Below are 12,102 nucleotides of genomic sequence, written 5' to 3'. Positions count from 1 at the left end.
CCGGCAGGACAGAGAGGGGGGCGAAGGAACTCGACCTTACAGGACAAGCCTGTCTCGGCACGCCATCGCACACACGGCGCGACATAGCCCATGCGCCCCCACCCCAAACCCCAGGCCTTCCCGCTCGACATGCTGGCGGTGAACCGCGCCAGCCCCGAGCATCTGTCCCGCCAGCTTTATCACGGCCTCGTCGCCATCATCCGCGACCGCACGCTGGCGCCGGGCTCGGAGCTGCCCTCGACCCGCGCCCTGGCCGCCGAGCTCGGCCTTGGCCGCAACACCATCGTCGCCGCTTACGACCAGCTCGTCACAGAAGGCTACCTCGCCAACCGCCAGGGCGCTCGCCCGGTCATCGTCGACCTGCCCGAAGGCCCGCGCGAAACACCGGCCCAAGCGGCGCCCATGCCGTTGCGCACACCCTCGCGCCGTGGCGAGGAGCTGCTCAGCCAGCCCTATCACCACGGCAGGCCGGGCCATGTCGCCTTCCACCCCGGCATGCCGGATCACGAGAGCTTTCCCTTCGGCGTCTGGGGCCGGCTGGTGGCGCGCCGCGCCAGCCATGGCGGCGAGACGCTGTTCGGCACCTATGACGTCACCGGCCATCCGGCGCTGAAGGAGGCGATCGCCGGCTATCTGTTCTCCGCGCGCGGCGTGCGCTGCCGTCCCGAGCAGATCGTCGTCACCACCGGCGCGCAGGCCGCGTTCGATCTTCTGGCCCGCCTGCTGCTCGACCCCGGCGACACGGTGTGGATGGAGGAGCCCGGCTATTACGGCGCCAAGGCCGCCTTCACCGTGGCCGGCGCAAAGATCCTGCCCATCCCGGTCGACCAGGAGCGCGGCTGGCGTTTTGAGCATGATCCCGAGAAGTGGGAACCGGTTCTCGGACAAAGATCATGCTCCAACAAAGAGTCAGACGCGCCGGAGTTTTCGCCCCGCCTCATCTATGTGACGCCGGCCTGCCAGCATCCGCTCGGCATCACCATGCGCATGGAGGAGCGGCTGCGCCTGCTCGACATCGCCGAGACCGCCAACGCCTGGGTGATCGAGGACGATTTCGACGGCGAATACCGCTTTCAAGGCAGGCCCGTGCCGGCGATCCAGAGCATGGACCGCGCCGGCCGCGTCATCTATGTCGGCACCTTCGCCAAGCTCCTGTTCCCCGCGCTGCGCATCGGCTTCATGGTGCTCCCGCCGGAGCTCGCCGGCCGCATCGTCAACGCGCTCTCCACCACCGGCCAATTCGCGCCGCTGCTCTTGCAGGCCGCGCTCGCCGATTTCATCACCGAAGGCCATATGAGCCGGCACCTGAAGCGCATGCGCCGCATCTACGCCCAGCGCCGCCAGCTTTTCCGAGAGATCGTGGCCGAGCGCCTGCGCGACGAGATCACCCTCTCCCCCGCCGAAGCCGGCATCCAGGTGGTGGGCTATCTCAAGGCAGGCATCGACGACATCAAGGTCAGCCAGGCGGCGGCGAAAAGGGCGATCAACGTCTCGCCGCTGTCGAAATATTTCCAGAACACCGCGCCGACCCAGGGGCTGGTGCTGGGCTATGCCGCGTGCGACGCGGCGCAGACAAGGGAAGGGGTGGAGAGGCTGGCGGCGGCGATCAGGGAGACGCTGGGGTGAGATGAGCCGCACTGATCTCGGCAGTTATAGAGGTGATTCGCGACGTCACACGGGCCGAAATCTAATAAAGTTGTCTTGTCAGGATTTTTGCGCTTCTGGTTCCACCGCCACCAGCCATGCGAGCGCATTATAAGTGTCCAAGCCCAATCGGACGAGATCCCGTTACACGAGCGGCGTTGCGCCTGTGCAGTTCTCTGCTAGTAATCAACTTATGACATTCCAATCCAGCCCGAATCTCACCAAGACTCTCTGAGCGATGAAGCGGCCTAGTGTCAGCATAGAACGAGACGTCGGAGTACTGACCTCGCTTCTTCAAGAGGTTCAAGCCCTCGCCGACTCTGAAAAAGATGCGCTTGGTTTTTTGCCGGCGAGGGCGTTTGAAGACGCAATTGGGCGCGGCCGGTTGCTTGTGGCCGTCACTAACGATGGGAATTCTCGCACCTTTGCCGGCTATCTCTTGCACAGTGGCGTGTTTCCCAACGCAAAAATCCAACAGATCGCGTCGATCCGCAAGGCGCGTAAGATTGGTGTCGCGTCGACTTTGCTCAGATCACTTGTTTCAGACCTTGAACGCTTGGGATTTATGTCCATTCGAGCAGACATAGCGTCCGATCTTTCTGGGGCACTCGCATTTTACGCCAAAAGCGGCTTTGAGGCAGTGCTTGAGCGTGCTGGAGGAAAAACGCGCGGGCGGAAGATCATTGTTCATTCGCGTCAACTCGACACTGACAACCTTTTTTCCCTTGCGACGCCGGTCCAAGCGGCGGCTTTGACTGATCTCGCAGTACGCCATCGCAATCCCGGGGAAGCCCCGGTTTTTGCATTCGATTTGAATGTGTACTTCGATCTTGTGAGAGAGAGAAATCAATCGGAGCATGCTCGTAGGCTGTTTGGTGAAGCACTAGGACATACAATTCGTCTTGCTGTCGCGGACGAATTCGTAGCCGAACTTCGTCGAACATCTAGGGCGCCTACTGCCGACCCTGTCCTTCAAATGGCTTTGCAGCTACCACGATTGCCAAAGCCTGACGGAGCCGCGTTACATGAATTGGCAAACCAAATCTACGACACGGTATTCGTGCAGCGAAATGCGAAGGGGGTAGGCACCGAACAAGCCAAGAGCGACGCAAGGCATCTTGCGCATGCCGTCATCTCGCGCGCCGCGGCGTTTATTACGCGTGATGGTCCGATCCTAAACGCGCGCAATGAACTTCTTTCGACGATTGGAATTGACATAGCGACAGTCGAAGAAGTTCTAGACTTATTACCCGAACCTCTCGGCACTTCCGGGGTCGGCTTGCATGGCCAAGGGTTCGAAATAGGGTCAATAGATAGTGCAAAATTGTGCAGTTATCTATTGGAGGCAGGTGTCGCTGCCTCGACAGTCTCAGAACTGATAAAGGCTTCCTCGGAGGAACTCGTCTACCGCGAAGGAATTGAATGCGGGGGGCGCATCGTTGCGGCAGGCATGATTCAAGTTCCCAAGGGCGTCGAACCTATCGCGAAAATGGTTGTACATGTTCGACACGAACACGATGCCGAGTTGTACGCAGATTATCTCTTAAGTGCGCTAATACGGGCATCGAGCCAAGGCGCACCTGTCACGATCGAATTGGCTCATCTTCCGGGGCAATCGATCGTCCATAAACTCGCTGTTGCGCGAGGATTTCATCGGCACGGGAATTCGTCAGCGTTCTTCAAAATTGCAGTTGGGAAACCTTGCTCAGCAAGCACATGGCCTGCCGTTGTTCAACAGGTGCGGCGGCGAACGGGGCTTATTCTACCTGACGCACTACCTGCGGCCTCTACCGGCAAAGAGATTGACATCCAGACGCCTAACGGAACCAAAGCGAGGGTCGGCGTTGCCGTTTTGGAAGACCTGCTTGGCCCAACGCTCTTGGTTTGGCCCGGGCGTTGCGGAGTTATTGTTCCGATAACACGAGCATACGCCGACGAGTTGTTAGGCACGGCGGTTCAACCAAATTTGGCGTTTGTAGCGAACCGCGACGCGGCGTTCCTTTCTTTACGTGGCTACGTCAATTCGCCACGATCGGCGAAGAAAATGAGCGCCGGTGCTCCTATCATATTTTACGAGTCGAAGGGGAAGGGCAATGGGCGCGGAGCCGCTGTAGCCGTGGCACGAATTGTCAATTCCATTGTAGTTTCCAAATCGCAGCTGGATCCTAAATCTGACAGACGATTGGTAATCGACAAGTCCGACGGTTTTTCTGCAACGGACGATTTGCTCTTAACCACATTTGACAATTTGATGGCATTCCCCTCGCCGGTGACATTCGGAACGTTAAAGCGCTTCGATGCGGTAGGCCCAGCGAACCTGATATCTGCCGTCTCACTCTCAAGCGAGCAGATCGACTCTATCCTCGCGTGCGGGTGGTCCATTGGCAAAACTCACTGAAGCAATCATTTCAATTCGTCCCGCGTTTGCGGAGGCGATTTTGTCCGGCAATAAAACGGTCGAACTTCGTCGTCGGATTCCGCCCATAGAGGTGGGCGCGCGCCTATGGATCTATGTCACGCGGCCAGTAGGTGCTGTAGCGGGAGTTACGGTCATAGACACGATCCTTCGGGGTACGCCCCAAGCTGTCTGGGAAACCTACTTTGATCGCATCGCGATCAATCGTAGCGATTTTGACCGTTACTTTTTGGGAGCGCGAGAGGCGATAGGCATCCGCCTTTCGAAGGTTCAACGGATAAAGCCAATCGGAATCGAGCAGTTGCGTGACTGGAAGCAAGGGTTCCATCCACCGCAGGTGCTTTCTCGAATAACCGCGTCGGAGGCAAAGCGCCTTCACCAATTGGCTTCATTTGAGGAAGAGGGCGGGACTAATGTGGTGCGTCTTTTGCGAGCATGACACGTCGACGTCGCGGAGCGTAGAGCATGTCATTCCTGAATCTCTTGGAAACAAGGAGCACATCCTTGCTCGTGGAATAGTTTGTGACAAATGCAATAATTATTTTGCGTCGAAGATAGAAGAGCCGATCCTGTCGTCGACGCACTTCCAAAACCTGAGGGGTCGCCAACAGATTACGAACAAGCGCGGTGTTATCCCGTTTCAGTATGGCACCTTTCCACAGGCGGCAGTCCCGATTGCTCTACGAACTTCACCTGACGAAGGAACGTCGGTAGGCGCTTGGCACGCCAAGGACGATGTCCAGTTTGTGCGGACTGTGAACAATGCGCGAAGAGGCACGTTTTGTCTCCCCTTCTCGGAACCAATTGACGAGCGGTTGCTTGCTCGTTTCATAGCAAAGATCGCCACCGAAGCGTATGTAGCCAAGGCGCTAGAGGGAGGTATCACCGTAGCGCAAATGATTGCTTCAGAGGAGCTAAAGCCCATTCGCCGCTTCGTACGGCGCGGGGATCAGCCAGAAAAGTGGCCTATCAGTCGGCGTCGAATATATCATGAAGACCATGTATTTTTTGACGGTGACTCAAACCACCAAGTTCTCCACGAGTATTCAATTTTAGTGACAGATGAGAATGAACTTTACGGAGTTATCTGCATATTTGGAGAAGAATTTGCGATCAACCTTGGAGGCCCATCTGTAGATGGCTATTTGCGATGGTTGTCGGCAAACGACAATCGGTCACCCCTATATCTAACGTAGGCGGCTGGCGTGCTATCGAGGTTCCGCTACATAGAAAAGTTATTTTTGGCGCGCCCGACGGGATAAAACCGGGCACTCGTATGTCATTGTTTGTACGAGGTAATTTCTCAAGATAGAAGATCGGTGACCGTCTTAGACAACGGCCAGGCGCAGAATTTGAATGCACTGTGACCGCAACTCCGAAGTGCTGGTGGACCGTCATCTCGCCGAAGACTGGCAAATGGACCAAGCCGTACACCCGCCGGGCCTTCGATCGCACCGACGAGGTGGGAGCCCGCCGCCGGGAAGTCCGTGAGTTGACCCGCCCACTTGAACAGATGCGCGGCCCGCACGAGCCTCGACAAAAGTAGCCTGGATCGGTCCGTCCTATAAAAACTCAGCCTTCCAGCAATTCTGCAACATAATATCCTTGCAACACGCGTGTACCATTGGCATTCTGCAAGACGTCCGCGAAGGAGGCCAGCATGAAAAGGTTACTTTTCGCTTTGGTTATAGCTTGTTTGCCATCGGCTCCCGCCTTTGCAAGCTGCCTGGACGATGTTTCTACATTTGCGATCAGGATTTGCGGAGAGATTGAAACGTCCGGTAAATCCACGACCGTCGACGCCAATGGCAAGCTTGACGCTACCGTGGGCAACATCATCACCAAGATTGTAGGGAATGGATCTGCTGACGTATCTGGCCAAGTGTTGGTGAAAACGTTCGAGAACGTTACTCAGGACCAACTTGGGGGGGAACTATTCAACGTCAGGACTTGCCGTGAGAAGATGGTCGATGTGGCTATAGCGCAGGTTTGCAAAAAGCCAGTAACTTATAAAACTTGCCCCCGACCGGAGTTCGGCCAATCTGGTTGGGCCAGGAGTGAAGACATCTCACAAACCTCAGGGTGGGTCGGTGGAGGTTCCAATCCAGGTAATTGGTGTAACGAACTTATAAATCAAAGCCTTAAGGGCCGAGGCATTGGACCGGAACATGAAATAAAAATAGTATCGACAGGCGAGGATCACAAAAAAGACGTTTTGGGGCATGTCTCGTACAATTACAGCTGCAAAATAACGATTCAATGGGTGCCTATCTATAATGAGCGGCAAGATCCTCTATGTGGTGTCGAAAATTAGCTGTTGATTCACTGAGAAGCTGGCATTCGCCGCTGCACCAACAGCGTAAGCACACGCCGGTTCCCGGTTTTATCGTCTGGTCCGAAAAATATTACGCTAAATCAATATGTTAGAAATGGCGCACCCGACAAGATTCGAACTTGTGACCTCTGCCTTCGGAGAATGGATAATGGCTTTCGCCGAACCTGTCCATTTCTATCCGATTGCGCGCTATGTCACTGAAAGCACAAAACAAATTTGAATTCAATCAGCGCCGGCGCTACGACAGGGCGACCGAAACCCTGCCCTGCCGTGCTTACGCTTTGCTTACGCGCGGAATCTTTCAAGGAGGCGCCCGAGCATGGCGAAGCTGACCAAGCGAACTGTTGATACCACTGAAATTCGTTTAGCGGACTATGTCATTTGGGACGAGGAGTTGCCCGGTTTCGGATTGCGCGCCTTCGCCTCGGGTAAGAAAAGCTACGTCGTCCAATACCGGGCTGCAGGCCGGTCGCGTCGCTACACGATCGGGCTGCATGGCGTTTGGACTCCTGAGGAGGCCAGGCGCGAAGCAAAAGTCCTGCTTGGCCAGGTCGCACGAGGCGGCAACCCTGCCGAGGAACGCAAGCTCGATCGCGAAGCGATCACGGTCAAGGAACTCTGCACCCGCTACCTCGAAGACCTGAGGAACGGCCTTGTGCTCGGCAAGCGAGGTCGGCCTAAGAAGGCCACGACGATCTCCACCGATGTCGGGCGCATAGAGCGCCACATCGTTCCTCTGCTCGGGCGTCGACGGGTGCGGGATTTGGCCAAGTCCGACATAACGCAGGCCATGAAGGACATCATGGGGGGCAAGACCCGAGCGAACGTGAAGACGGAAAAGCTGCGTGGGCGAGCAATCGTGCGTGGCGGAGCTGGCACTGCATCTCGCACGATCGGTCTCTTCGGCGGCATTCTCACCTACGCGGGCGAACTCGGCATTATCGAGCAGAACCCTGTGCATGGGGTTCGAAAGCCGAAGGACCAGGTCAATGCCCGCCGTCTCAGTGAGCAGGAATACCGCACGCTCGGCGATATTTTGCGGAAAGCGGCCGAGGACGGACAGTACGAGACCACCGCGGCAATGATCCGGGTGATAGCCTTGACGGGCTGCCGGCGCAGCGAGGTCATCGGTCTGCGTTGGAGCGAAGTCGATATCGAGGGCAGTTGCCTGCGCCTCGCCGACAGCAAAGAGGGAGCATCGGTGCGTCCCATCGGCTTGCCCGCCCTGGAATACCTCGAAGAGCGCCGCGACGAGGAACAGGGTGCTGAAGACTACGTCTTTCCCGGCTGGGAGGACGGCATGCCATTCGGGAGCTTCCCCAGGCAGTGGACGAAGTTGCTCAAGGATACCGACCTGGCCGACATCACGCCGCATGTTCTGCGACACAGCTTCGCCAGCATCGGCAATGACCTTGGGTTCACCGAGGCGACGATCGCCGCCCTGGTTGGGCACTCACGCGGAACGGTGACGAGCCGCTACATCCATACCGTGGACACTGCTCTCATCATGGCGGCTGACAGCATCGCTGGCTACATCCAGGGCCTGCTTAATGGTGTCGCCTTCACCCACACCGCCTATGCGCTGGATCGCGATTCCAGGAAGGCGGCCCTTGCGCTTTTCCTGGGCGAGCCGACATCGGAAGGAAGGGTTATTCAACGCTCAGCAGCATGATTGGGGTCCTACCGAAAGTCTGCTTCGCCTTCATCGCGGACAGTCCAACAATCGGCCCGCAGGTTCAAGAAGCTACTGTTCACGAGACTGCCCATGTCAAATGCGTTCTGCTTCAGGCGGCGGCAACTTCGACCCACACCTTGGACACGTTGTAGAGCGCCACCGTCCCGCCAACCGCCTGAGTGGGATCGAACAGGGCGAGATTGATGCCATCGCTGACCGAGCTGCGATAGACCACGCCATCAAAGCCACTCTTTTTGATGAACTCGCACAGATATTGGCTCGGAATATAGTCGATCGCCGCCCCCGCCGGCTGCACCGGCCGGGTCAACTCCTCGCCCAGGCGTTCGAGGAACGGCAAGTCGGCGCGCAACTGGCCGATCTCACTCGCGTCGGTCAGGATGAAGGGCGACACGAGCTTGCGCGGATAGCGCAGATCCACGGCCTTGATCTCGGGAATGGTGAAATCCGCAACGCAAGCAACCTCGCCGGTATGGGGCCTGATCTCGGCCGCAGCCGTTTCGGGAAGCGACCCTAGATAGAGATAGGGGATGCCGGCCGGATTAGCCCGGCCGTGTGACGACCGTCGCTTCGGCGGTGCGCCCATCTTTTCAATCGGGAAGACCTCATCCTCAGTGCGAATTCGCGCGCGGTACCATTGCCGGGGTAAGGGAGGCGCCAGCAGCATGTCCAGCAACTGGCGGAGACGGTCCAAATCGATGGCGACGTCGAGAAACCAGCGATTGGCATACATCATCTCGTCGCGCAGCTTATCCCACTGCGCGAGCCCTTCGCTGATATAGCTCGCCGACGGGGCGAAGCTACGCCGCACGATCTCACCATCATTGAGGATCTCGCCTAGCAATTCCTTGGCGTGTGCGATGTCCATGCGCGGATGGCTGAAGATCTGCCAATCGTCCTTCATCCATTCGACTAGCGATTTCCCGTCGTCACTCGGCTCATAGACGTTGGCCAACAGCTCGAAATAATTGGCGAGCTTGCCTGGCTCGAGGAGTTGAGTGTCAGCTGTCCCACAGAAATCGCAGGTGCCACGACCCGGGTCGAGCGACGGGAAGAGCTGATCGCGCAGACCGCGATCGTCGAAGCACTCCGGGCAGCAGAACCGCTGTGCCATAGGCTCAGCCAAGATAGTCGGCGAGCGTCTCGATATGGTGCTTCATCGAGAGCTTTTTGACATAGCCGAGGCCCGGAAAATGACCCTTAGCGTGGAGGTCGCGAAACTCCTTGATTGCGCTCGTTTCCAAAAGCTTCGACGTTCCCGAGTTGAGCTTAAGGATTAGCTTCTGTAGTGCCTGGCCAAACTTGCCTGCGGGGTCCGTGGGCGTGTCGTTTGTGATCGAAACGAAGTGATAGATGTACATGACCTCGTCGGCATCGGGGTCGATGAAGGTCAGGTGAATCGCAACGGCATAGGCGGGGCCGCCACCTTCGGAATAGACGTCGCCGACCATCAGGAAATCACCAAAGCCATCCATTCCGAGATCGCTCTTGAAGGTGAGATGGAGTTCGGAGAATTCCTCGACCGGGATCTTGGCGAACTCGGCGTTCTTGCGCCGCTTGAAGCCGTCGCGAACTAGGATGCGGGTGCTGCCCTCGAAGTGCTTGCGGTAAAGTGTATTGGCATGTTCCTCGATGAAGACATGCCGGGTCTGCGGCAGCGTGTTGTGCAGGTAGCCGGCGAGCCCCTTCTGCTCGGTGAACCCGGCGTGGACGAAGGTCGGATTATGGCCGAGATGGGCTTGGTGACATGCGACCGCGTCGGCGAGGTTTATGTTGCCGCGCAGGAGGATACCCGCCGAGATCGCGCCGCCGAACAGGCCCTGCTGCAAAAGCTGCGAAATGCCGGTTCCATTCTCCTGATGGTCGCCATGGTACGGGTTCACGATGACGATCGCCTGGCCCTTGGCATCACAAATCTCCTTTAGCGCCTTTTCAAGGCCGCCTAACGACTCCTTCACGGGCTCGATGACTGGCACAAAATTCTGCTCCGCCATCAGCTTCGCGGTTTCCCGGACGGTCAGAAGTTCAAACTGCTTGCCGCGAAAATAGGGGTGATACATCCGCTCGTCAGTTCCAGGTCATGGCCGCGTGCAGCGGCGTCGAAACGGCGTCGACCAGTCTCGGATGGTCGACGCGTCGCACCGACACCGACAGGGCGGCCGCTTGCAAGGACGCCGGAAGATGGTCAATGAGTTCGCCGAGCGGTGCGAGATCGCGCGTCCGCTTGAGTGTCCGTACCATCTCGACGTGCAGCGTAGCCGGATCGAGCGCGGCGAAGAGATCGCGCATCACCGCGTGCCGCTGCGTGTTCGGGACTTGCGGCACGATCACGTCCATCGCCTTGAGGATCGCGGTAGCCTCGCCCGTGCGCAGCGATTCAAAGACGGTGACCGGGCAGATACGCGCCGGGCGGTCGATCGCGTCGCGCACCGTTGTGATCTGATAGCGCTTCGACAGGCACATTACTCCGACATCGCCCGGAACCGTGGCCAGCACGCCTTCAACATGGCCTTCGCTCGCGATCACGTTAACCTTGGCGAAGACGCGCTTGTAATTGTCGACTTGGTTGGCAAGCCGCGCGAGCGTATCCCTCTCGGACTTGATCTCATAAACTGTCGCCGTGCCATTCAAGATGACGAGGTCCGCCTTGCAGTTACCTGCCCGGAATTCGTTGAGCATCGAGGCAGTACGCAACGAGTGCGTGCCCAACAGCACTTTGTGGCTGATCGCCGCGCGATAGATGTACTCGTCGCGGTGCCCTGCGACCTTTAGAATCTCGAACGCCGAGTCGAAGATGTCGCCGACAGTCGCTCGCGTGCCCGCGCACTCGACCAGATTGGTCTGCTCGAGCAGCCGACGGAACAAGCCGGATCGGCCGTTCTTCGCCATTTCGCGGAAAACGGTTGCTGAGAACAGCCGGGTCAAAGCAGACAGTTGCGCTGCGCTGTAGATTTTCATTCCCCCACGAGAACCGCCCATCGCGTCGTGCAGACGCGAAGTCCTTTTAGCGTAAAACGCTCCGACATGGAATCGGGCTTTGCCAGATCGACGCGAAAGGCTGGTGAGAGCGGGAGTGAGGCGCCTTTGGTCGCGCCGGGTTACTAACCTCCACCCCCGCTTTTTTTGACGGGTACGATAAATCGAGATATAGGGATATATGGATAAGATCAAAGCAATTGCAGCACTCTCTGCGCTCGGCCAGGACACCAGGCTTGAGGTTTTTCGGCTTCTGGTGCGAGCCGGGCCGGATGGCCTGCCGGCAGGCGAAATAGGAGCGCTCCTTGGCGCGGTCCAAAACACAATGTCCGCGCACCTTAAGGTGCTCGACCACGCCGGGCTCGTCCGGGCCGAACGTGACGGCCGAATGATCCGCTACGTCGTCGACATGACGGGCTTCAGGGACCTGCTCGCATACCTGATGGAAGATTGCTGCAACGGCAAACCGGAGCTCTGCCAGCCGGTCATCAAGGCAGTTACGTGCGATTGCTAAAGGAGGGTGCCATGAGCGATCCGATCTACAACGTCCTGTTTCTTTGCACCGGTAATTCGGCTCGATCGATCATCGCCGAGGCGATCATCAATCGTGTGGGTGCACGCAAATTCAAAGGCTACTCAGCTGGCTCTCACCCAAAGGGCACTGTTCATCCTTACACGCTGCAGCTTCTGAAGGGCCTCAACTATGACATCTCGTTCGCACGCTCCAAGGACTGGGAAGAGTTCGCGAAGCCAGGCGCGCCTCAGATGGATTTCGTATTCACAGTCTGTGACGACGCGGCCAACGAGTCCTGCCCGATATGGCCGGGTCAGCCGATGACGGCTCATTGGGGCGTGCCCGATCCGGCGGCGGTGGAAGGCTCCGAGGCCGAAAAGCGCCTCGCCTTTGCTGATACCTACCGGATGCTCAACAACCGGATCTCGATCTTCGTCAGCCTGCCGATGAACAAGCTCGACAACCTCGCTCTGCAAACGAGCCTGGACGAGATTGGTCGCGATCTGCGCAAAGCAGGCTGAGGC

At 57.9% G+C, this 12,102-nt stretch carries 11 protein-coding genes; 8 read left to right on the top strand and 3 right to left on the bottom strand.

Annotated features, from left to right (window positions below; translation table 11 throughout):
* The first annotated feature begins 90 nt into the window (after positions 1–90).
* From mocR to DPM33_RS09655, 6 genes are all read left to right on the top strand, one after another.
* Positions 91–1,626: a rhizopine catabolism transcriptional regulator MocR gene (gene mocR, locus DPM33_RS09675; RefSeq protein ID WP_112097164.1), complete on the top strand. Its 1,536-nt coding sequence runs from the start codon at positions 91–93 to the stop codon at positions 1,624–1,626.
* Between the two features lie 256 nt (positions 1,627–1,882).
* Entirely contained in the window at positions 1,883–4,042 is a 2,160-nt protein-coding gene (locus tag DPM33_RS09670) for a GNAT family N-acetyltransferase (protein ID WP_112097163.1), read from the top strand.
* A complete protein-coding gene (locus tag DPM33_RS09665) occupies positions 4,026–4,499 on the top strand; it encodes an ASCH domain-containing protein (RefSeq protein ID WP_167449005.1) in 474 nt (157 codons plus the stop codon). Before DPM33_RS09670 ends, DPM33_RS09665 begins: the two co-directional genes overlap by 17 nt.
* A complete protein-coding gene (locus DPM33_RS37730; protein WP_112097161.1) occupies positions 4,474–5,256 on the top strand; it encodes an HNH endonuclease in 783 nt (260 codons plus the stop codon). The genes DPM33_RS09665 and DPM33_RS37730 overlap by 26 nt, the downstream gene beginning before the upstream one ends.
* Before the next feature lie 464 nt (positions 5,257–5,720).
* On the top strand, positions 5,721–6,374 hold the full coding sequence (locus DPM33_RS35790) for a hypothetical protein (RefSeq protein WP_146770222.1): 654 nt from the start codon (positions 5,721–5,723) through the stop codon (positions 6,372–6,374).
* A 340-nt stretch (positions 6,375–6,714) separates the two neighbouring features.
* Positions 6,715–8,067, top strand: coding sequence for a tyrosine-type recombinase/integrase (locus DPM33_RS09655; RefSeq protein WP_112097160.1), 1,353 nt, complete (start codon positions 6,715–6,717; stop codon positions 8,065–8,067).
* Positions 8,068–8,179: 112 nt separating this feature from the next.
* Here DPM33_RS09655 and DPM33_RS09650 read toward each other — a convergent pair whose 3' ends face one another.
* From DPM33_RS09650 to DPM33_RS09640, 3 genes are read right to left on the bottom strand one after another with little or no spacing between them, the layout of a single operon-like run.
* A complete protein-coding gene (locus DPM33_RS09650) occupies positions 8,180–9,202 on the bottom strand; it encodes an RES family NAD+ phosphorylase (protein ID WP_112097159.1) in 1,023 nt (340 codons plus the stop codon).
* A gap of 4 nt (positions 9,203–9,206) precedes the next feature.
* Positions 9,207–10,148, bottom strand: a complete 942-nt coding sequence (locus tag DPM33_RS09645; protein ID WP_112097158.1) for a sce7725 family protein — start codon at positions 10,146–10,148, stop codon at positions 9,207–9,209.
* Between the two features lie 7 nt (positions 10,149–10,155).
* Positions 10,156–11,046: a sce7726 family protein gene (locus DPM33_RS09640; RefSeq protein ID WP_112097157.1), complete on the bottom strand. Its 891-nt coding sequence runs from the start codon at positions 11,044–11,046 to the stop codon at positions 10,156–10,158.
* A 199-nt stretch (positions 11,047–11,245) separates the two neighbouring features.
* On the opposite strand from DPM33_RS09640, the gene DPM33_RS09635 reads away from it, so the two are divergent.
* Together DPM33_RS09635 and DPM33_RS09630 are read left to right on the top strand one after the other, a co-directional pair.
* The gene (locus DPM33_RS09635) at positions 11,246–11,578 is read left to right on the top strand and encodes an ArsR/SmtB family transcription factor (RefSeq protein WP_112097156.1); all 333 of its coding nucleotides are present in this window, start codon (positions 11,246–11,248) and stop codon (positions 11,576–11,578) included.
* Positions 11,579–11,589: 11 nt separating this feature from the next.
* Positions 11,590–12,099 carry an arsenate reductase ArsC gene (locus DPM33_RS09630; RefSeq protein WP_112097155.1) on the top strand — a complete coding sequence of 170 codons (510 nt, stop codon included), beginning with the start codon at positions 11,590–11,592 and terminating at the stop codon, positions 12,097–12,099.
* Positions 12,100–12,102 lie beyond the last annotated feature (3 nt).

It is taken from the genome of Mesorhizobium hawassense (assembly GCF_003289945.1).
GTDB lineage: Bacteria > Pseudomonadota > Alphaproteobacteria > Rhizobiales > Rhizobiaceae > Mesorhizobium > Mesorhizobium hawassense.
This window is presented reverse-complemented; position numbering and strand designations above follow the sequence as displayed.

Bases quoted from the DNA above. Each gene is read 5' to 3' on its own strand.
- mocR (WP_112097164.1), top strand. From the start codon at position 91: ATGCGCCCCCACCCCAAACCCCAGGCCTTCCCGCTCGACATGCTGGCG.
- DPM33_RS09670 (WP_112097163.1), top strand. From the start codon at position 1,883: ATGAAGCGGCCTAGTGTCAGCATAGAACGAGACGTCGGAGTACTGACC.
- DPM33_RS37730 (WP_112097161.1), top strand. From the start codon at position 4,474: ATGTGGTGCGTCTTTTGCGAGCATGACACGTCGACGTCGCGGAGCGTA.
- DPM33_RS35790 (WP_146770222.1), top strand. From the start codon at position 5,721: ATGAAAAGGTTACTTTTCGCTTTGGTTATAGCTTGTTTGCCATCGGCT.
- DPM33_RS09655 (WP_112097160.1), top strand. From the start codon at position 6,715: ATGGCGAAGCTGACCAAGCGAACTGTTGATACCACTGAAATTCGTTTA.
- DPM33_RS09650 (WP_112097159.1), bottom strand. From the start codon at position 9,202: ATGGCACAGCGGTTCTGCTGCCCGGAGTGCTTCGACGATCGCGGTCTG.
- DPM33_RS09645 (WP_112097158.1), bottom strand. From the start codon at position 10,148: ATGTATCACCCCTATTTTCGCGGCAAGCAGTTTGAACTTCTGACCGTC.
- DPM33_RS09640 (WP_112097157.1), bottom strand. From the start codon at position 11,046: ATGAAAATCTACAGCGCAGCGCAACTGTCTGCTTTGACCCGGCTGTTC.
- DPM33_RS09635 (WP_112097156.1), top strand. From the start codon at position 11,246: ATGGATAAGATCAAAGCAATTGCAGCACTCTCTGCGCTCGGCCAGGAC.
- DPM33_RS09630 (WP_112097155.1), top strand. From the start codon at position 11,590: ATGAGCGATCCGATCTACAACGTCCTGTTTCTTTGCACCGGTAATTCG.